The organism is Pseudomonas sp. WS 5011, from assembly GCF_012985775.1.
GTDB lineage: Bacteria > Pseudomonadota > Gammaproteobacteria > Pseudomonadales > Pseudomonadaceae > Aquipseudomonas > Aquipseudomonas peli.
Genome location: NZ_JAAQXA010000021.1, coordinates 42,749 through 63,067, shown reverse-complemented (window position 1 = coordinate 63,067; position 20,319 = coordinate 42,749). Strand labels below are relative to the sequence as shown.

General features: G+C 59.4%; 22 protein-coding genes. 7 read left to right on the top strand and 15 right to left on the bottom strand.

What is annotated here, in order from left to right; translation table 11 throughout:
* Positions 1–240: 240 nt before the first annotated feature.
* Together pssA and ilvC are read right to left on the bottom strand one after the other, a co-directional pair.
* Positions 241–1,053, bottom strand: a complete 813-nt coding sequence (gene pssA / locus HBN63_RS18465; protein ID WP_170050428.1) for a CDP-diacylglycerol--serine O-phosphatidyltransferase — start codon at positions 1,051–1,053, stop codon at positions 241–243.
* A 155-nt stretch (positions 1,054–1,208) separates the two neighbouring features.
* The gene (ilvC, locus tag HBN63_RS18460; RefSeq protein ID WP_160088600.1) at positions 1,209–2,225 is read right to left on the bottom strand and encodes a ketol-acid reductoisomerase; all 1,017 of its coding nucleotides are present in this window, start codon (positions 2,223–2,225) and stop codon (positions 1,209–1,211) included.
* Positions 2,226–2,350: 125 nt separating this feature from the next.
* On the opposite strand from ilvC, the gene ilvY reads away from it, so the two are divergent.
* Positions 2,351–3,232, top strand: coding sequence for an HTH-type transcriptional activator IlvY (gene ilvY / locus HBN63_RS18455; RefSeq protein WP_170050427.1), 882 nt, complete (start codon positions 2,351–2,353; stop codon positions 3,230–3,232).
* An 86-nt stretch (positions 3,233–3,318) separates the two neighbouring features.
* Here the strand turns inward: ilvY and ilvN are convergent, their stop codons facing one another.
* Entirely contained in the window at positions 3,319–3,810 is a 492-nt protein-coding gene (ilvN, locus tag HBN63_RS18450; protein WP_090256033.1) for an acetolactate synthase small subunit, read from the bottom strand.
* A 2-nt stretch (positions 3,811–3,812) separates the two neighbouring features.
* On the bottom strand, positions 3,813–5,537 hold the full coding sequence (locus HBN63_RS18445) for an acetolactate synthase 3 large subunit (protein WP_090256048.1): 1,725 nt from the start codon (positions 5,535–5,537) through the stop codon (positions 3,813–3,815).
* Positions 5,538–5,944: 407 nt separating this feature from the next.
* On the opposite strand from HBN63_RS18445, the gene HBN63_RS18440 reads away from it, so the two are divergent.
* Entirely contained in the window at positions 5,945–6,388 is a 444-nt protein-coding gene (locus HBN63_RS18440) for a DUF4124 domain-containing protein (RefSeq protein WP_160088606.1), read from the top strand.
* 14 nt (positions 6,389–6,402) lie between these two features.
* On the opposite strand, the gene HBN63_RS18435 is transcribed toward HBN63_RS18440, so the two are convergent.
* From HBN63_RS18435 to mrcB, 3 genes are read right to left on the bottom strand one after another with little or no spacing between them, the layout of a single operon-like run.
* Entirely contained in the window at positions 6,403–6,732 is a 330-nt protein-coding gene (locus HBN63_RS18435) for a YqcC family protein (RefSeq protein ID WP_090256031.1), read from the bottom strand.
* Positions 6,732–7,430, bottom strand: coding sequence for a tetratricopeptide repeat protein (locus HBN63_RS18430; RefSeq protein WP_160088610.1), 699 nt, complete (start codon positions 7,428–7,430; stop codon positions 6,732–6,734). Before HBN63_RS18430 ends, HBN63_RS18435 begins: the two co-directional genes overlap by 1 nt.
* 16 nt (positions 7,431–7,446) lie before the next feature.
* Entirely contained in the window at positions 7,447–9,765 is a 2,319-nt protein-coding gene (gene mrcB / locus HBN63_RS18425; protein ID WP_170050426.1) for a penicillin-binding protein 1B, read from the bottom strand.
* Positions 9,766–9,883: 118 nt separating this feature from the next.
* On the opposite strand from mrcB, the gene HBN63_RS18420 reads away from it, so the two are divergent.
* The 5 genes from HBN63_RS18420 (at position 9,884) to HBN63_RS18400 (ending at position 13,845) form a co-directional block, all read left to right on the top strand.
* Complete coding sequence (locus tag HBN63_RS18420) at positions 9,884–11,446, top strand: bifunctional aminoglycoside phosphotransferase/ATP-binding protein (RefSeq protein ID WP_170050425.1); 1,563 nt, start codon at positions 9,884–9,886, stop codon at positions 11,444–11,446.
* A gap of 84 nt (positions 11,447–11,530) precedes the next feature.
* Positions 11,531–11,875: a pentapeptide repeat-containing protein gene (locus HBN63_RS18415; RefSeq protein ID WP_090256027.1), complete on the top strand. Its 345-nt coding sequence runs from the start codon at positions 11,531–11,533 to the stop codon at positions 11,873–11,875.
* An 11-nt stretch (positions 11,876–11,886) separates the two neighbouring features.
* Complete coding sequence (locus tag HBN63_RS18410; protein WP_345940498.1) at positions 11,887–12,627, top strand: class I SAM-dependent methyltransferase; 741 nt, start codon at positions 11,887–11,889, stop codon at positions 12,625–12,627.
* A gap of 38 nt (positions 12,628–12,665) precedes the next feature.
* A complete protein-coding gene (locus tag HBN63_RS18405) occupies positions 12,666–12,938 on the top strand; it encodes a TfoX/Sxy family protein (protein ID WP_090256025.1) in 273 nt (90 codons plus the stop codon).
* Positions 12,939–13,044: 106 nt separating this feature from the next.
* Entirely contained in the window at positions 13,045–13,845 is an 801-nt protein-coding gene (locus tag HBN63_RS18400) for a cyclic nucleotide-binding domain-containing protein (RefSeq protein ID WP_090256024.1), read from the top strand.
* A 276-nt stretch (positions 13,846–14,121) separates the two neighbouring features.
* On the opposite strand, the gene HBN63_RS18395 is transcribed toward HBN63_RS18400, so the two are convergent.
* Genes HBN63_RS18395 through HBN63_RS18360 form a run of 8 tightly spaced genes read right to left on the bottom strand, consistent with a single transcriptional unit; the run spans position 14,122 to position 20,304 of the window.
* A complete protein-coding gene (locus tag HBN63_RS18395) occupies positions 14,122–14,529 on the bottom strand; it encodes a nuclear transport factor 2 family protein (RefSeq protein WP_170050423.1) in 408 nt (135 codons plus the stop codon).
* Positions 14,530–14,583: 54 nt separating this feature from the next.
* The gene (locus HBN63_RS18390; RefSeq protein ID WP_170050422.1) at positions 14,584–15,465 is read right to left on the bottom strand and encodes a ChaN family lipoprotein; all 882 of its coding nucleotides are present in this window, start codon (positions 15,463–15,465) and stop codon (positions 14,584–14,586) included.
* A 10-nt stretch (positions 15,466–15,475) separates the two neighbouring features.
* Complete coding sequence (locus HBN63_RS18385; RefSeq protein WP_170050421.1) at positions 15,476–16,243, bottom strand: heme ABC transporter ATP-binding protein; 768 nt, start codon at positions 16,241–16,243, stop codon at positions 15,476–15,478.
* A complete protein-coding gene (locus HBN63_RS18380) occupies positions 16,243–17,280 on the bottom strand; it encodes an iron ABC transporter permease (protein WP_170050420.1) in 1,038 nt (345 codons plus the stop codon). Before HBN63_RS18380 ends, HBN63_RS18385 begins: the two co-directional genes overlap by 1 nt.
* Entirely contained in the window at positions 17,277–18,176 is a 900-nt protein-coding gene (locus HBN63_RS18375; RefSeq protein WP_170050419.1) for an ABC transporter substrate-binding protein, read from the bottom strand. Before HBN63_RS18375 ends, HBN63_RS18380 begins: the two co-directional genes overlap by 4 nt.
* Positions 18,163–18,594: a biopolymer transporter ExbD gene (locus tag HBN63_RS18370; protein ID WP_170050418.1), complete on the bottom strand. Its 432-nt coding sequence runs from the start codon at positions 18,592–18,594 to the stop codon at positions 18,163–18,165. Before HBN63_RS18370 ends, HBN63_RS18375 begins: the two co-directional genes overlap by 14 nt.
* Positions 18,591–19,232, bottom strand: a complete 642-nt coding sequence (locus HBN63_RS18365; protein ID WP_170050417.1) for a MotA/TolQ/ExbB proton channel family protein — start codon at positions 19,230–19,232, stop codon at positions 18,591–18,593. Before HBN63_RS18365 ends, HBN63_RS18370 begins: the two co-directional genes overlap by 4 nt.
* A 1-nt stretch (position 19,233) precedes the next feature.
* Positions 19,234–20,304, bottom strand: a complete 1,071-nt coding sequence (locus HBN63_RS18360) for a ChuX/HutX family heme-like substrate-binding protein (RefSeq protein WP_170050416.1) — start codon at positions 20,302–20,304, stop codon at positions 19,234–19,236.
* Positions 20,305–20,319 lie beyond the last annotated feature (15 nt).

Sequence of the window (20,319 nt, the reverse complement as noted above, 5' to 3'; positions counted from 1 at the left end):
CAACCCCTTTCTTTAAATCTAACTTCTTGTTTTATAAGAAGTTTAAGGAGCTGCTTACGCCTGAAGAGGTGCGCATTATAGGGACTGGCAAACGAAGGTCAATCGATTATTGCGCTTTTGTTTCAACGCCCGCGAACTCACGGGCTGTAGCCACACAAACCACTAGCGCGCTGCCTGCAGAAACGACAAAGCCGTTGAAGCTGACGCTTCAACGGCTTTGTCGAAACCACTACGCTGTAACTACGCGCTACTGCCGCGACGCAGACGCAGCAAGTACTGAATAGGCCCCGAGGCCGCGTAAGCCAGGAAGATGATCAGCAAGATCCGAGGTGGATCACTGAACACCACCGCAAATACAAGCACCACCGCCAGAATCGCCACAAACGGCACACGCCCTTTTAGGTCGAGATCCTTGAAGCTGTTGTACTTGATATTGCTGACCATAAGCATGCCGGCAGCAGCCACAAGGACTGCAACCACAAAGGCCATATTGGAGCCCTTGATACCGAAATCACTGAAGGCCCATACCGTACCCGCCACCACACCCGCAGCAGCCGGACTGGCCAGACCGATAAAGTAGCGCTTGTCGACGCTACCAATCTGCGTATTGAAGCGCGCCAAACGCAGCGCAGCTCCAGCCACATAGATGAAAGCCACCATCCAGCCGACCTTACCCATGCTGCCGAGCGCCCACTCAAACGCGAGCAAGGCAGGCGCAACACCAAAGGCAACCATATCGGATAGCGAATCGTACTCGGCACCAAAGGCGCTCTGGGTATTGGTCAGGCGCGCAACGCGCCCATCAAGCCCATCCAGAACCATGGCAACAAACACTGCGGCTGCAGCCACGTAGAAGTTGCCGTTCATGGCATTGATGATGGCGTAGAACCCGGCAAACAGGTTGGCCGTGGTAAATAGGTTGGGCAGCAGATAAATACCGCGATGACGGACCTTGCGCCCTTCGGCGTCATGCCCCTCTTCTATATGCTCATCGATTGGCAGCAAACTTTCGGCGTCGGCGGGAGACTGCGGCTCATCTGGACGTTCATTCATGAACAACACCTTGCAACGGATTTGGAGAATTTCGACAGACGCTGACGATCAGGGTTCACGCCAGCACCCATGCAACACTCAGGCTTTATACCAGAAGCCTTGCCGCACCATGAAAAAACGCGGCCTTGGCCGCGTTTTTTCTTACGTCACAAACCTTAGTTCTTGGCTTTATCGACGATTTTGTTGGCGCCAATCCACGGCATCATGGAGCGCAGTTGCTCACCGATGATTTCGATACCGTGTGCAGCGTTGTTACGACGCTTGGCGGTCATCGAAGGGTAGCCGGTTGCGCCTTCGCTGATGAACATCTTGGCGTACTCGCCGTCCTGAATGCGCTTCAGAGCATTGCGCATCGCCTGACGGGATTCGGCGTTGATGACTTCCGGACCGGTCACGTACTCGCCGTACTCGGCATTGTTGGAGATCGAGTAGTTCATGTTGGCGATACCGCCTTCGTACATGAGGTCAACGATCAGCTTCAGTTCGTGCAGGCACTCGAAGTAAGCCATTTCTGGCGCGTAGCCCGCTTCAACCAGGGTTTCAAAACCGGCCTTAACCAGTTCAACGGTACCGCCACACAGAACGGCTTGTTCGCCGAACAGATCGGTTTCAGTTTCGTCTTTGAAAGTGGTTTCGATGATGCCGGTACGGCCGCCACCCACGCCAGCAGCGTAGGACAGAGCAACATTCTTGGCATTGCCGGAAGCGTCCTGATAGATAGCGATCAGATCAGGGATACCGCCGCCCTTGACGAACTCGGAACGTACGGTGTGGCCCGGAGCCTTCGGCGCGATCATGATCACGTCGAGATCAGCACGCGGCACAACCTGGTTGTAGTGGATCGCAAAGCCGTGGGAGAAGGCCAGTGTGGCGCCTTTCTTGATGTTCGGCTCGATTTCATTCTTGTACAGCGAGGATTGGAACTCATCCGGGGTCAGGATCATGACCAGATCGGCAGCAGCTACAGCAGAAGCAACGTCAGTCACTTTCAGGCCATGGGCTTCAGCCTTGGCAACAGTGGCCGAGCCTTTGCGCAGGCCAACAGTCACGTCAACGCCGGAATCTTTCAGGTTGCATGCTTGAGCGTGGCCCTGGGAACCGTAACCAATGATGGCAACTTTCTTACCCTGGATGATCGAGAGGTCACAATCTTTGTCGTAATAAACTTTCATGTTCTTGGCTCTTTTAATCGAAAAGGGATGGGGTGCATGCACCGCGACGAAGACACCTTAAGTGATCCGCCCCATTGCGTAAAATGATATATTTGCAACACAACATGCCGATATTTGAAACGATCATGGATAGTCACGCACTCAGACTCTTTCTCTCCCTGGCCGACAACCTGCACTTCGGCAAAACCAGCCGCGAGCAACACGTCAGCCCTTCTGCACTCAGCCGCAGCATCAAGCAACTCGAGGATGAACTGGGCGCGCCACTGTTTCTGCGCGACAACCGTTCAGTCCGCCTGACCCGCGAGGGACAACAGTTCCGCGAGTATGCGAGCGAGGTCATGAATGGCTGGCAGGCCATCCGCCAGACCTTTAAGCAGGATCAGTTGATCCTCCACGGCGAGCTCTCCCTGTATTGCTCGGTAACCGCTAGCTACAGCTTCCTCTATGACATCTTGAGCAGCTTTCGCCAGGACTACCCACGCATTGAAATGAAGCTGCACACCGGCGACCCGGCCAAAGCCGTAGAGCGCGTGCAAGAAGGACTGGAAGACCTGGCCATCGGCGCCCGCCCCGACAGCGTGCCCGCTGGCGTCGCGTTTCAATCCATTGCTCGCTCCGCACTGTGCTTTATCGGCCCGCTATCACCCCAGCTGTTAACCGAGGAACAACTGAAACACCCCGGTACGGACACTTGGAAAGACGTGCCAATGATTCTCTCAGAAGAAGGCCTTGCCAGGACCCGTACCGATCGATGGTTAAAAAACCACAACATCAAACCGCGCATTTACGCCCAAGTGAGCGGTAATGAAGCCATCGTCAGCATGGTGAGCCTGGGTTTTGGCATTGGCGTGGTTCCGCAAATCGTCCTCGACAACAGCCCACTGACAGCACGCATCCGCATCTACGATATTCAGCCGCCGTTAACCGCCTACGATATCGGCCTGTTCGCGCTGGAGAAACGCCTTAAAGATCCGCTGATTAATGCCTTCTGGAATCGCCAACGCTAAATTCTTGCAGCGAGTCACCCCCAGAAACGCAAAAAGCCCTCAGGGCTCTCTCCCTGAGGGCTTTTCGTTTTATCAGTACAACGCAATCAGATGCTCAGCACCTTGTCGCCACGGGCAATGCCGGTAACGCCACTGCGCACGGTTTCCAGAATCGACGCGGTGCCGATGGCCTGGATAAAGCTGTCCAGCTTGTCGCTCGTGCCGGCCAGTTGAATGGTGTAAACGCTGCTGGTCACATCGACGATCTGCCCACGGAAGATGTCGGTGGTACGTTTGACTTCAGCACGTTGAGCACCAGTGGCCTTGACCTTAACCAGCATCAGCTCGCGCTCGACGTGAGCACTTTCCGACAGATCGACCAGCTTGACCACCTCGACCAGCTTGTTGAGGTTTTTGGTGATCTGCTCGATGACTTCATCATGACCCACAGTGGTCAGCGTCAGACGCGACAAAGTCGGGTCTTCGGTCGGCGCCACAGTCAGGCTTTCGATGTTGTAGTTGCGTTGCGAGAACAGACCGACCACGCGGGACAATGCGCCGGGCTCGTTTTCCAGCAGCAGGGAAATAATGTGTCGCATGATTAGGTACGCTCCGTCTTGCTCAGCCACATATCGCGCATTGCACCGTCTTTGATCTGCATCGGATAGACGTGCTCACTGGTATCAACCTGGATATCGAGGAACACCAGGCGATCTTTCATCGCGAAGGCTTCCTCCATCTTCGGCTTGAGATCCTTGAGATCAGTGATGCGCATGCCGACATGGCCATAGGCCTCGGCCAGCTTGACGAAGTCCGGCAACGATTCCATATAGGAATGCGAGTGACGGCTACCGTAGTTCATGTCCTGCCACTGGCGCACCATACCCAGCGCACCGTTGTTCAGGTTGACGATCTTCACCGGCAAACCGTACTGCAGGCAGGTCGACAGCTCCTGAATGTTCATCTGGATGCTGCCTTCGCCGGTTACGCAGGCGACTTCGTCATCCGGAAAGCTCAGCTTGACGCCCATGGCTGCAGGAAAGCCAAAGCCCATGGTGCCCAGACCGCCGGAGTTGATCCAACGGTTCGGCTTGTTGAAGCGGTAGTACTGGGCAGCAAACATCTGGTGCTGGCCAACGTCGGAGGTCACAAACGCGTCGCCACCGGTGACTTCGGACAGCGTCTCGATCACGGTTTGCGGCTTGATGATGCTGCCGTCGCCCTTGTCGTAAGGGAACATGATGCGACCGCCACGCCACTCTTCGATCTGCTTCCACCAGCTCGCCAGGGCATCCTTGTTCAGCTGCTCGCCGATCTCTTTAAGGATCGCGACCATCTCGGTCATCACGCTATCAACCGGACCGACGATTGGGATATCGGCCTTGATGGTCTTGGAGATGGAGGCCGGATCGATATCAACGTGGATGATCTTGGCATTCGGGCAGAACTTGCTCGCGCCGTTGATCACGCGGTCATCGAAGCGTGCGCCAACCGCCAGAATCACATCGGCGTGGTGCATTGCCAGGTTGGCGGTGTAGCTGCCGTGCATACCGAGCATGCCGAGGAACTGGCGATCAGTCCCTGGATAACCGCCCAAGCCCATGAGGGTATTGGTGACTGGCAGGTTGAGCATCTGCGCCAGCTCGGTCAGCGGCGCTGCTGCACCGCCCATAATCACACCACCACCGGAATAGATGACTGGACGCTTGGCCGTCAGCAGCAGTTCAGCCGCCTTACGGATCTGCCCGGAATGACCGCGCAGAGCAGGGCTGTAGGAGCGCAGCTTGACCTTCTTCGGATAGACGTACTCGAACTTCTCAGCCGGGTTGGTCATGTCCTTCGGAATATCTACGACCACCGGACCTGGACGACCGGATTGAGCCAGATAGAAGGCTTTCTTCAAGACTTCTGGGATCTCCGAAGCGTGCTTGATCATAAAGCTGTGCTTCACGATCGGCCGGGAGATACCGATCATGTCGGTTTCCTGGAAAGCATCAGTACCGACCATGGTGCTTGGCACTTGACCGGACAACACCACCATCGGAATGGAGTCCATATAGGCAGTGGCAATACCAGTGATGGCATTGGTTGCGCCAGGACCCGAGGTTACCAGCACCACACCGGCTTTACCGGTGGCGCGGGCATAGCCGTCAGCCATATGGGTTGCCGCTTGCTCGTGACGAACCAGGATGTGCTGCACTTCCGGTTCTTTGAACAGGGCATCGTAGATGTGTAGAAGAGCACCGCCTGGGTACCCATAGATGTTCTTAACGCCTTCGTCACGCAAAAAGCGGACGACCATTTCAGCGCCGGATAAAAGCTCCACGTTGTTCACCTCTAAAACGCCAGAAAACCGCCCAACAAGGAGGACGGCCTAAGATAGGTTTACTGCCAGCAGAGCATGAGCGACGGTGGTCGCCGACTACGTCAGCTACAACTGAGCAAGTATTGGGAACTCCCCAAAGTGTTGCGGGGTTTTCCCACCCAGCGCGAGGTAACGCGTTGCGGGTGTAACAGGTCGGCGCGGGTGTGCGCCTCATGTCTACTGAGCTAAAGCCTGCTTGCGGCGGACTCCACTACAGCGAGCGTGGAATTGTTGGGATTCGGCGCGACCAAGTCAAGTAATCCGTGATTGAATCTGCAATCTTCTGCTGTGACGCAGCGCAGGATGACGATTCAGACAATTTGGTTATAGTAGTCAGCAGGCACCGCAGCTCAACATAAGGAAAACGCATGCGCCGCATGATGATCACCAGCAGCTTGCTGCTCGCCATGAGCGCCACCGCCATGGCCAGCCAGGTTTACAAGTGGGTCGATGCCCAAGGCGTGACGCACTTCAGCGCACAGCCGCCGCAAGGCCAAGACGCCACCAGCGTCAACACTGCAGCACCACCACCAAAGCCTGCTGTTGCGGAAGAAAAGAAAGCAGCACCTACCTTCGAGAGTATCGCCGACCCCGAGCAGGCAGCCATAGATGAGAAGGTCAAACAGGATATTGCGGCCAAAGAAGTAGAGCGCAAGAAGTACTGCGCAGATGTGCGCACCAACCTTTCGCAGCTGGAAAACAATCCACGCATACGCATGGAGGTAGAGGGTGAAGTGCGTCGCCTAAGCGAAGAAGAACGCCAGAGCCGTATCAGCGAAGCACAGAAGGCGATCGCCGAAAACTGCAAGTAAGCCGCTGGCGCGACTCAGGTCGCGCCAACAATCAACTGATCGAACTCACCCAGCAGCTTGATCAGTTCTCTGGCCTTTTTGGCCTGGCCACCAAACACCTGCTCGGCCATCGGCTGAATTCCGGAAACACGGGGCAGTGCGGCCCCCGCCTCCACCATTTGTTTCATTCTCGGTAAGAATATCCACTGCAGCCACTGCTCGAACGCCAGCGTGTCGACACAAAATGGCTCCTGACTGGACAGCGCCTGCGCGCTGGGCGCCTGCGCATCCCACCACCCCTGCACGCGCAACTCTCGCTCAATGAGCAACAGCTGCTCCGCCACCGCAAGCACACGCGCATCCATTAGAGGTTAACTCGCGCCTGCTCACGAGCCTGCGCAGCACCGGCAGCATCGCCTTGACGCTCGCGCGCTTGAGCAATCAGGTTCCACAGGCTGGCCTGCAAAGCCGGACGACCGCTGGCATAGCTCAGGCCGCGACGGGCGAATTGCTCGGCCTGCGCAGCATCACCTTGAGCCAAGCGCACCTCGGCGAGCTTGTAGAGCACCTGCGGCTCACGTGGCGCAATGCGCTGAGCGCGCTCCAGGCTGGAAGCGGCACCGTTCAGATCGCCACCGCCCTGCTGTTGCTGAGCAGTCGTCAACAAGGCCAGAACCGGCCCGTCCAGCTGCTCATCCATGGCCAAACCACCACTTGGAATGCCACTGGGCGCAGGGGCGACATAGCCACCTTGAGTCGTGGCAGGCGCCGAAGCACTCCAAGGCTGCGATGTTGTGCCGGTGTCCAACGGTGCATTGGTCGCCGGGAACGACTGAATCGGCGCAGAACTCCCACCTCCACCTGGCACCATCACGACCACGCCGGAGTCTTCCGGCAGGGCCTGAGGCTGAGTAACTGGGGCGCCATAGCTGCCAGGCGTGCCTGACTGCGCGCCGGCGACCGCAGTTCCACCCTCAACGACCGGAATCGAGCCACGCGGCACACTGCTGCAACCCGCCAGTACCAGCGAAACCGTTACAGCTGGAATCAACCACTTATTCACATCACACCCTCTTCGCTTAATCCAACCAGCCGCGCACCCAATCCATCACTTCATTGACCGGTGCCTGAATACCACAGGCCGGCCCGGCGACAGGCTGGCTGCCGCGAATATACGGCATCTGTACTGCATTCGGACAACTCGGGTCCGTACCTTGGCCGCTGCTCGCATCCACCCAGGCCAGCACCACGTTGTCCGGCACCGGCATATCCAGCGGCAACGGATCGGCCTGACGCATAAAGTCCGTCCACACCTGCAGCGCACCGGTAGCACCGGTCAGCGGTGTCGGGCCATTGTCATCACGCCCCAACCAAACCACGGCCAGTACATCCTGGCTGAAGCCGGCGAACCAACTGTCACGGGAGTCGTTACTGGTGCCGGTCTTACCGGCGAGTGCCAACGAACGCGGCAGTTGGCTGTAGACCGAGCGCCCAGTGCCTTCTGACATCGTGCGTTGCATGGCGTTCTGCAGCAGATAAATGGCACCGCTGTCGAAGCGCTGCTGAATCTGATACGGGTAGCGTTTGAGGGGTTCACCCTCCGCCGTCAACACCGCACGAATACCGCGCAACGGCGTATTGAAGCCGCCATTGGCCAAGGTCTGGTACATGCTCGCCACGCTCATCGGGCTCAACCCGCCAGCGCCCAGCAGCATCGACGGATAGGCTGGCCATTCCTGCTCGACACCTAAACGGTTCAGCGTCTTCAGCACTTCCGGCACGCCGATTTCCAGCCCCAGCTTTGCGGTTGACAGGTTGTAGGAGTTAACCAAGCCCTGGTACAGGTAAATGGTGCCATGGGCCTTGCGGTCATAGTTCTGTGGGCTCCACACCTGACCGTCCTGGCCCTTGATCGAGAAGGGCTGATCTTCAAGCAAACTGGTCAGAGTGTATTGGCTCGGCCGCTCCAGCGCGGTCAGGTAGATGGCCGGTTTGATCAGCGAGCCAATCGGCCGTACTGCATCTAACGCCCGGTTGAAGCCAGCAAAGCGTGGCTGGCGGCTACCAATAATGGCCTGCACCTCGCCACTTTCTGGGCTGGTCACCACCATCCCCGCTTCCACCTGATCAACCCCTTTGCGCCCAGACAAGCGCTTCAGCGTGCCGGCCAACGCACTTTCGGCTTTCAGCTGCATGATCGGATCGAAGCTGGTGAAAATGCGCAGACCTTCTTCAGTGAGGTCCTGCTCCTGGTAATCCTCGCGCAGCTGGCGTTTGACCAGGTCAAGGAAGGCTGGGAACGAGCTGTCTGCCAAGCTACCGCGCCGCGTGATACCCAACGGTTTCTGCTTCGCGGCATCCACTTCTTCAACACTGGCGACACCCTGTGCGGCCAGTACATCAAGCACCAGATTGCGCCGTTCCAGCGCCCGCTCCGGGTTGCGCCGCGGGTTGTAGTAGGTTGGCCCTTTGACCATACCGACCAGCAGTGCGACTTGATCAAGTTTCAACTCGGAGAGAGGCTGGCTGAAGAAGTATTGGCTGGCCAAGCCAAAACCGTGCACTGCACGCTGGCCATCTTGACCAAGGAAAACCTCGTTGAGGTAGGCCTCAAGGATGTCCTTCTTGTCGTAATGCAACTCCAGCAACACCGCCATCATGGCTTCGGTAGCCTTGCGGACCAGAGTGCGCTCGTTGGTCAGGTAGAAGTTCTTTACCAACTGCTGAGTCAGGGTACTACCCCCCTGGCGCAGCTGACCGGCAGTGGCGTTGATCCATACGGCGCGGGCAATGCCTTTGGGCGACACACCGAAATGATTGAAGAACTCACGGTCTTCAATCGCGACCAGGGTTTCCACCAAATAAGGCGGCACCTGCTCCAGCTTGATCAGCACGCGGTCTTCCTGGTGCGCCGGATACAGCCCGCCAATCAGCAACGGTTCAAGCCGGGCTACTGCTAGGTTACCGCCGCCGGCCTGAGTCAGGCCCGCGACATAGTCGCCGGAGAAGCGCACGCGCACGCGCTGCGAAGGCTCTGTGCTTTCATAAAATTGAAAGCCGCGTGAATGCAGCTCGATATTGTTGCCCGCCACCGACACACCGCCGGGGCCAGCCACCGCGCTTTCACGGCGATAGCCCAGGGCATCCAGCTCCTTGAGGAAGTCATCCTTGGCCAGTTTCTGCCCAACGAACAACTCCAGCGGCCTGGCATAGACCTTGGCGGGCACAGTCCAGCGCTTGCCGGAGAACTTCTCCTGCACCACAGCATCGAGGTAAACCGCAAACACGGCAAGCACCACCAAACCAACCAGACCGAGCTTGATAGCCCAGCCCAACCAGGGGCGCATACCGCCGGAACGGCGTTTAGAACGGGGACGAGAAGATCGGGTACGAGTCATGGCGCGGCATTATACGCACTTTGCCCGCTTGCCAGCAGGCCAGCTCAGCGGTTTGCAGACTGGCGTTGAGCGGCCATAATGGCCGCCTCTTATATCAGCACAACGCCAAGGATCGCCCGTGAGCCAAGCTCTGATCACCGCACTGCAGAACCCGGCCCTCTACCCTCACCCTGTAGAGCAGTTCCAGGTCATCGAAACCCATATTTCTTGGGTGGTGCTCACCGGCCCCTTTGCCTACAAGCTCAAGAAACCGGTGAACTTCGGTTTTCTCGATTTCACCGAGCTGAGTGCACGCCAACATTTCTGCAAGGAAGAGCTGCGCCTCAACCAACGCCTGACCCAGGGTCTTTACCTAGAAGTACTGCCGATCAGTGGCAGCGTCGATGCACCGCAATTTGGCAGCGACGGTCCTGTCATCGAATACGCGTTGAAAATGCGTCAATTCCCACAAAGCCAGCTACTCAGTGAGGTGCAGGCGCGTGGTGAACTGAGCGAAGCGCATATCGATGCCCTGGCCAAACAGATTGCCGACTTCCACGGTTCGACCCCAGCCGTCGCAGCCAGCCATGCGTTATGTACCCCTGAAGCAATCGTCGCCCCCATGCGGCAGAACTTCGAACAGATCCGTCCAATTCTCAGCGACGCAGCCGACCTGCAGCAATTGGAAGCCCTTGAAGCCTGGACCGAAGCTAACTGCGCGCGCCTTGAACCGCTGCTGGCCGCACGCGCGGCCAATGGTTCGATTCGCGAATGCCACGGCGACATCCACCTGGGTAATGCCACACTGCTGGACGATCAGGTGGTGCTGTTCGACTGCATTGAATTCAACGAACCGTTCCGCCTGATCGACATCGCCTCGGACGCCGCTTTCCTCGCGATGGACTTGGAAGACCGGGGCCTCAAGGCCCATGCCTGGCGCGTCGTAAATGCCTGGCTGGAGCACACCGGTGATTACGCCGCTCTGGAGCTGCTGAATTTCTACAAAGCCTATCGCGCCCTGGTACGCGCCAAGGTTGCGTTGTTTAGCCTGGCCCATCAGACCGATGCCGTGCAAAAGGCCGTGACCCTGCGCCAGTACCGCAACTACGCCAACCTGGCAGAAAGCTACAGCGCCATCCCATCAAGCTTCCTGGCCATTACCCACGGTGTTTCCGCTGTCGGCAAAAGCCATGTGGCCATGCGTCTGGTTGAAGCGCTCGGAGCTGTTCGCCTGCGTTCGGATGTGGAACGCAAACGCCTGTTCGGTGAACAGAAAGATACCGACCTCGGCAAGCTCAGCGCCGGCATCTATACCCAAGACGCCAGTGCCGCCACCTACCAACGCCTGCACCAGCTCGCCGAAGCCACATTGCGCGCTGGTTTTCCGGTCGTGATCGACGCCACTTACCTGAAGCACGCACAGCGCGACGCGGCGGGCCAGGTAGCAGAGAACTGCGGCGCGCCTTTTCTTATTCTGGAATGCCACGCCCCAGATGAAGTAATTGCCAGTTGGCTGGAGCAACGCAACGCCGCCGGCAACGACCCGTCCGACGCCACCATGGACGTTGTAAAGGCCCAACACGCCAGCCGCGAAGCACTGAGTGAGCAGGAGCTGCTGCACAGCAAGCGCGTCGACACCCACGAAAGCGCCAGCCTGGATACCCTGATCGCACGTATTCGTCAGCGCTTGCCGGGCGTTTAATCAGTTCAGGGAAACGCATCCGCGGCGCGAGCAGAGCGCGCCGCGACTTCTATACTGAGGATAACCCTCATATGGAGATGCCCCATGAGTCAGCCCAGACAACTGGATAACCCGTTGTATGCCCTGATCCACAATGAAAAAATCTCAGCCTTCAATGCGCAGAAGCCCAAGGATGTCATCGTCGACCTGAGCGACGGTGATTTTCGCGGGCTTGACTTGCGCGCCCTTGACGCACAGGGCATCAACTTCACCAACGCTTACTTCCGCGGCGCCGATTTACGCGGCCTGGACCTGCGCGACGCTCAACTACAAGGTGCCAGCCTGGCCCACGCGCAGATTTCTGGCGCTTACTTCCCAGTCGAACTGACAGCTGATGAGATTCTGATGTCGGTTAATTTCGGCACCCGCCTGCGCTACAACACCCGGTGAGCGGCAACGATGTGAGCCAACTGTTCGGTGCCCGAGCAGATGCTTACGCCAGTTTTCGTCCGCACTATCCAGCCAGTCTGTTTTCCTGGCTGGCCGCGCAATGTGCTTCACACCAACGGGCACTGGACATTGCGTGCGGCAGCGGGCAGGCCAGTCGCCCAATGCGGCAGCATTTCAGGCAGGTGCTGGCCAGTGATGCCAGCCTTAAGCAAGTGGTAGCCGGCAAGAATTACGCGGGGGTGCAACGGTTCGTCGCCGAAGCGCATGCGCAACCGCTGCCTAATCACAGCCTGGACCTGATCGTGGTAGCGCAGGCACTGCACTGGTTCGCCACTCCAGCGTTCTTCAACGAAGTGCGTCGCCTGCTCAAGCCTGGCGGCGTGTTCTGTGCCTGGTGTTACAGCCTGATGCGCATTGACGATGAGCTGGACGCACTGATCGACGATCTTTACTGGAATACCCTCGGCGGCTATTGGCCTGCAGGCCGCGCCAGTGTGGATGTCGGCTACAGCGATATCGACAATCCCTTTACCCCATGCACTCCGCCGACCTCGGCGATCGAAAGCAGCTGGACGTTGGAACACCTGCTGGGCTACCTGCGTACCTGGTCGGCGGTTCAGCGCTATGAGCAGGAAAATGCTACGGACCCGGTGTCCCAATTACTGCCCGAGCTGCAGCAAATCTGGGGTGATGCCAAACAGCCACGCTTTGTCCGCTGGCCGCTACACTTTCTGGCAGGTACGCCAAACTGACTCCACCGCACAACGGCTCAACAGCGCAAGGAGGCTTGATGAACGATGAACTGCAACATTTGAAGAACCTCGGCAAAACCTCAGCTCAGTGGTTACACGCAGTCGGTATCCACAGCGCCAATGACCTGCGGCGGCTAGGGGCCGTCAGCGCCTACCGGGCCGTTCGCGCAAGGGGTTTCAGGGCATCTAAAGTGCTGTTGTATGCGATTGAAGGCGCACTGCTGGATGTGCACTGGAACGAACTGCCACCTGGGCATAAAGCCGAACTCAATGGCCAGCTCAATGAAAGTTCACCCCACAATAAGAGCTAGCTCACAACCTCTCAGGCTTTTGATTTACCTGAAGCGCGCTGGCAACTATTGTTTTAGGGACGTTCGTGCGGTTTAGTATGCCCAGCCAGTTCAAGGATATTCGCTCATGTATTTACTCGGGGAGCAACCGGCTTACGCCGATCAGCTGATCAACCGACTACAAAGCATCCCCACTCAATTGCTCGATGGGCTTGCACCTGCTGGATCGCCACTACAGCTTGAACGCGCAGAAGACTTGGCCAAGATGCTGCCGGGCAATCAGTTATTCATCATTGAAAATGGCCTGCTGCATGCCGTTGTCGATGAGCGTCCGCTGTTTTATCTGCAGGAAGGCGACCTGGTAGGCTTGCGCCAAGGCTTGGACATGCCCAGCTGCCGCTACAGCAGTGAAGAACAGCTGAGTCTGATTCCCTATTCGCGCAGCGACGTGTTCAAGCACATCTATGCCAGCGAACAACGCCAGGAACTGTTTATCCAGTATCTGATCGGCCACACCGCCCTGCTGTCCGATGCCCTGGCACGTTTGAAACAGCCTGAAATTCGCCCGTCCACCGGCTTCCAGCACTTTGCGGCAGGTGAAGAGCTGATCCATCAGGGCGACGTCGCCGACAACGTCTTTATCATCATCGAAGGCCATGCCGAGGCCTACGTCGACGGGCACAAAGTCGGTGACGTGCAGAAGGATGAAATCTTCGGCGCCATGGCCGTGTTCACCCGTGAGAAGCGCAGCGCCACGGTGCTGGCCAGCGAGCCATGCACCGTGATGGTCATTCCAAAAGAGCAGTTCCTCAGCCTGATGCAGAGCAACCCGCGCATTGCCCACAGCCTGATCGAGAGCATGGCCAAACGCATCGACCTACTGAACAAGGAAGTCACCCAGCTGCGCCTGCCAGCCGAAGTGTCCTGAAACCCGCGTGCAGCCTAAACAACCCGACCTCGTGTCGGGTTGTTTGTTTATGGGCCGAGCAGGTAGCTGGCAGGTAGATAAAAAAGTTTGCTTGAAGGTGTTGACTTGAAAATGAGAATTGTTATTATTACCACAACTGGTCGCGAGATCAGCCGATAAGCTTAAGAGACCTTCAGTCGGCCTCTTCAGATTATCTCCTCATCAGGCTAATCACGGTTATTGACCCGGCTCTTGCCGGGTCTTTTTTTGCCTGTCGAAAAGTACGCTTACCAGCCTTTAGAAATCAACCTGCGCCAACCACTCCGGCAGATTGAAATGCTGGCTTACGCGGCAGATCTTGCCGTCGCGAATCTCGAAGAAACTCGCTGCCGTCAGCTGATAGCTCTGGCCACAGGCGTCCGGCAGGCCATCATCGGTGCTCAGGTATTCGCCGCTCAGGGTGAACTCACAAGCGGCGCGCTGCCCGCTTGGCTCGGTGAGGATTTGCAGGTTATCGATGCTTTCGCGGTAGCAGCGCTGGGTGCGCTCCAGATAGTCGGCAAAGGCTTTTATGCCCTGCTCGCGCGGACCCTGGTTGATATCCAGCAGCACATCGGCGCTGAGAAGGGCCAGGCAGGCACGGCTGTCGCGTTCGTTGAGGGCGTTGAAATAGCGGGTAAGCAGGGCGTGGGCAGCGGCTGGCATCAGCAGTCTCCGGTGAAAACCGCAGACTACCTGCTCAGCCGCAGGCAAATCGGGCTAGGGTCGCAGTTTTGCGCAGTGATCCTGCTCAGGTTGCGCTGGCGTGTACCAGACGTAATCGGCCGACGCGGTGGAAACCTGGCTGCCGACCTCCGCAAGAATCAGCACTTGCACACCTTCAGCTGCCCCTAAATCCTGCAGATGCAGCGGCACACCCAACTCACGGCGCACATGGAAGGCGCCAGCAAACAGCAGGCTTGGCGCCGGCGCAGCCAGCAGGGCTTCGGCCATGCGTCGATCCCGCTGTTGCTGCACGGCAAGCATGGCGGGCAACTGACTTTCCGGCAGCAGATTGCAGTGCGACTGGCGAATCTGTTCAAACAGCGCCTCACGCACTGGCTGCGCCGTGGATGCCGGGCCTTGCAGCTGCGGCACCTGAGCGTAAATTTGCATGACTTCGCGGCGCTCAAGGTTGGCTGCCAGCAACGGATAAGGCTGACGCAGCGCATGCTGCACCAGCGGCCCATACAGCGACCAAGCCCAGCCTGGCTGCCAGTTCAAAGCACCCAAGATGTCCTGCGGTGCCTGCCCTGCCGCGATAGCAGCGCGCACCTGTTCGACCTTGACCTGCTGATCCGGGGTCAGCATTTCCAGCAGCAGACTGCCTTGCGGCCGCTGGGCTGCCAGTGCCCGCAACAGCCAGAGCTGCAGCGCATGGTGATCGGGATTGTCATGCCGCTCGCCGACCAGCACTTTTGGTGCCGCGGCCAAGTGCGTCAGCAGTTGCTCAGGCGTCAGCTGCGCGCCGGTGCGCAAATCGACAATCTGCCCCAACTCAGGATGCTGTAAACCTTCCGGGCTTTGCCAGGCGGGTAAAGCCGGTAACGAGGCCTGACAGGCACTCAACAGCGCAGCGACCATCAATAACGCAATACGCATAAACAAGACCTTAACGAGCAACAATTAAAGGATGACCCCGTTCTGGATGCCGCTGCACCAGCACTTCAAGACCGAATACGGCTTGAAGCGGTTCGGCACGCAGCACATCCTCAGGGCTACCGAGCGCATGAGGGCGGCCACGGTCCAACAGCAACAGGCGGTCGCAGTAACGCGCGGCCAGGTTGAGATCGTGAAGAATCACCAGCACCGCCGCGCCCTGCTCGACGAAAGCGCGAGTGGCCTGCAACGTAGTGTGCTGATGCAGTGGATCGAGCATCGACGTGGGCTCATCGAGCAGCAGCATCTGCCCTTCCCCACCGGGCCAGAGCTGCGCCAGCACACGCGCCAGGTGCACACGTTGGCGCTCGCCGCCGGATAACGCCAGGTAACTGCGTCCGGCCAAATGCAAGGCATCGGCCGCTTCCAACGCCTGCTTGATGATCTGTGCATCACGCAGGCGGCCGCTGGCATGGGGTAAACGGCCCATGCCGACCACTTCTTCCACACGAAAGGCAAAATTCAGCGTCGAGGTCTGCGGCAACACCGCCAAACGTTGCGCACGCTCGCTGCCGGGCCAGTCCTGCAGTCGCCGCTGATCGAGCCATACATCGCCGTGGCACGGCTGCAGCTCGCCACACAACGCACCCAGCAAGGTGCTCTTGCCGGCGCCATTGGGCCCCAGCACGCCGAGCACTTCGCCTGGACGCAGCTCTAGGTTGATATCCGCCAACACCGTGCACGGGCCGCGCTGTACCGCCAGATTTTCCGCGCGCAGCATCAGGTACGCCCCCGCAGCAACAGATAAAGGAAGAACGGCGCGCCAATCAGCGCCGTGACGATACCAATCGGCAATTCGGCCGGCGCCAGCACCAGCCGCGCTGCCAGATCGGCCAGCAGCAACAGGCTGGCACCTGCCAGCGCCGAGGCTGGCAACAGCACGCGATGATCCGGTCCGACCAGCAGGCGCACCAGATGCGGCACCACCAGGCCAATAAAGCCGATCATCCCCGCCGCCGCCACCGCTGCACCGACGCCCAGGGCGGTGCAGAACACCAGTTCGGCCTTAATCCGCTCAACAGCAAAGCCCAGATGGCGCGCTTCGGACTCGCCCAACAGCAAAGCATTCAGCGCCTTGGCCCGTCGTGGCAGCCACAGCGCCACGGCGGCCGTGACCAACAGCAACGGCCACAGACGCTCGTAGCTGGCGCCATTCAGGCTGCCCAGGTTCCAGAACGTCAGGGTGCGCAAGGTGGCGTCATCGGCCAGGTAGGTGAACAGGCCGATGGCCGCGCCGGCCAATGCGGTTAGCGCAATGCCGGCCAGCAGCATGGTCGCCACATTGGTTTCGCCGTCACGCCGGCCCAGACGATAGACCAGCGCCGTCACTCCAAGGCCGCCGATAAAGGCGAACAACGACAACAGATAAGGTGCAAAGGCTTCCGGCAAACCGCCAAGGGCAGCGCCGCCGACAATCGCAATCGACGCACCAAGCGCCGCGCCGCTGGAGACCCCGATCAGGCCCGGGTCAGCCAGCGGGTTGCGAAACAGCCCCTGCATCGCCACCCCGCACAACGCAAGTACCGCGCCGACCAGTAACCCGAGCAGGGTGCGCGGCAGACGAATCTGCCCGAGGATCAATTCGGCCTGAGCCAGATCATCACCCGGTTGCGCCAAACCCAGCAGGCGCAGCGCCGCCTTGAGGGTATCGAGCAGCGGCAAGCTGACCGGCCCCAGCGCCAGGGATAACCAAAGCGCGAGCGCCAACAGCAGGCTCAGTGCGATAAACAGTGAGCGCGGACGAATAACAGGATTCATGGCGTGGGCTTAGCTTCGGCGACCAGAGGTTGGCTGGCAGGATAAAAGGCTGCGGACAAGGCCGCCAGCCCATCCGGCAAACGCGGGCCGAGGCCACCGACCAGCAGCGTCGGGTCGAGCATCAGCAAACGCTGGTTACGCGCGGCCCGGGTCGCCGCCAGCGCCGGATTCTGCTGCAACAGCGCCTCACGCGCGGCATCACCGGACAGGCTGCGGTCGGCGATGATCACCACCTCCGGATCAAGCGCCAACAAGGCTTCGGTGGAAAGTGCCTTGAAGCCGTTGTGGCTGGCCAGATTGTGCCCGCCGGCGCGCTCGATCAGCCAATCGGCCGAAGTGTCCTTGCCGCCCGCCATCGGGCTACCGCCGGCATGGCCGAGCAACAGCAGCACACCCGGCGCTGCTTGCTGACGCTGCGCGGTCACCAGCCAGTCGGCCTGCTGCTGCAAGCGCTGCTGATAGGCCGCAAAGGCCTGATCCGCACGCTGCGGCTCACCTAACAGAGTGCCGATGCGCTGCAGGCTGGCCTGCAAACTGCTCAGATCCGCCTTGGATGAGAGCATTTCCACCAACACCCCGGCGCCGCGCAACTGCGCCAGTACCGGCGGCGGGCCCATCTCTTCACTGCCAATCAACATATCCGGGCGCAGCGTCAGCATGCCCTCGGCCGCCAGCTGACGCTGATAACCGATGCTCGGCAGTGCGCGCAGCGATTCTGGATGCTGACTGGTGCTGTCCACACCGACCAGACGGCTTTCGCCACCCAACGCCACCACCCACTCGCTGAGCGAGCCGCCGGAACTGATCCAGCGTTGCGGCAACGGCTCGGCGGCCATCGCCGAGGCACAGGACAACAGGCTCGCGCCCAGGGCGAACAACGTATTAAGGCGTTTCATAGTTGGCCTCTAGAAGAATGCGACTGTCTTGAATGCCCTGCTGCTGCAGCAAGGCCATCAGGTCGAGAAATGCCGACAGCGGTGCCTGACGATCCAACGCCAGGTCCAGACCTACCGTGTTGTCGGCGACAAAGGCTGCAGTCAGTTCAGTGCGCAGCCTGCTGAAATCCGCCTGCTGCACGCCGTTAAAGCGCCAAGCACCTTCGGCTGAGAGCTGTATTTGCATGCGTTCGCCGTTGCCGGCACTCGCCGTGGGCAGCGCCTCGCGGCTCTGCGGTAACTGCAAAGGCAGCTCCAGCAGTGGCGTTTGCGCGGTCAGCAGAAAGAACACCAGCACGATAAAAATCACATCGAGCAGCGGTGTCAGATCGGGCAACAGATTGCCCTGAGAATTGCTGGCAGCCGGCAGACGGATCACGACAACACCCACTGCGCAGCTGGCTGATGACTCGGCAGTTCCAGCTCCAGACCATCCAATGCCAGCTGACAACGATTGAGTAACGCTTGTACGCCCTCCAGATAACGCTCGGCCCACAAGGCAAAGCCCTGCCCTGCCGCCAGCGCCGGTATGGCGATCAGCAAGCCCCACACCGTGGTGTACAGCGCCTGCCACAATCCATCGGCGAGCAGCGCAGGGGTGACCGGGCTGTTCTGCCCGGCGATATTGGCAAACATCTCAAGCATGCCCAGCACTGTGCCGAGCAGCCCTAGCATGGGTGCCAGCATGCCGATCAGCTGCAGCAAGCGCAGCTGGCGATTGAGACGCTGACGCTCTTCCAGCAACCAGCAGCCGAGCAGCTCTTCGCGCTGCACCGCCGGCAAGGCGCTGTGTTTGAGCAACAACGCCAGGCCATAGCGCCAACCACGCGCACGACCTTTGCAGTGCTCACGTTCACAGGTGCGGCAGGCGCTGACGGCCGCACGCCCGGCGGCAGTGCTCAGCGGCTGCAAACGCAGAAATACGCTAAGGCGCTCCAGAATCAGTGCCAGCGCCAGCAGCGAACACAGCGCCAGCGGCCAGCCCAACGGCCCCATCGCACTCCACCACTGGCTCATCTCAGCACTCCAGCGCTGGCGCGCTTTCGGCCAGGGCGCGCCAGTCTTCGCGCTCCGGGACGCCTGGTTTGCGCGCGCCAAACAGCTGCACCACCAACTCGCCATTGGCATCGAAGGCTTCCCAACTGGTGATCACGCCATCGGTGCTGGGCTTGCGTACCCGCCACAGCTCGGTCACGCCAGTGGTCTGCAAGTGCAGATTGAACTCGGGATCAAGCACGTTGAACCAGGTGTCCATCCAGCGCAGGTTGCGCACCGGGCCGGAGTGAATCTGGATGCAGTGGCGATTACCGACAAACACCATGATCGGTACTTCGCGCGCACCAGCCTGCTCCAGCAGTTTCGGCAGCTCGCGCACGTCCAGCGGCTCGGCCCACTCACTTCCGGCCAGGCGTAGCGCCTGGGTGCGTGTAGCGCCGTATTTTTTCAGCAGAGCGAAGAAGTGGTGAGTGTCCTTGAGGGTCGACCAACCCACGCGCAGAGCATTAGCGTCTACCTGGGCATCGGCTTGCGCGGGCTGCACCTGGGGCAGCGGCATCAGTTCCAACTCGGCGCTCTGCTCAGCCATGCGGAAACGCTCCACCAGTGGCGCCCAGGCACTTAGCTGGCTGTCTTCGGTGAGAAACACCTTGTGCACCGCAATGCCTTGCCGGTCGAACACCTGAATGCTGCGCTGGGTGCCTTTGCCGGTTTGCTCCTCGATAGCAAATACGCTGGCCCAGCCGCCGAGGAACAGCCGCAGGTCGATATCAGCCGACACCACTAAGCCCATCTGGCCATTGCCGGTCACCGTCACCTCACGGTAATGACCCTTGCGTTCATGCACGCAATGCTCGTTGCGGGTCAGCGCCATCACATAGCCCAGCTCGCCCAGTGCCGGCAGTAATTGCGCCCAGTCCGGCTGCAAGCGCACGGCATCGACATCGAGGCGGCTGGCCGCCAGTTCGGCCTCGCTGACGGCCAGACGCTCGGCGGCATCGCGAGCGCGCAAGCGTGGCTGCTCGCTGCGCAGCACCTGCCAGGCCAGATACAGATCATTACTGGGCGCGACGGATTGGGCGTGTGTGCTCATGGAAAACTCCTCACT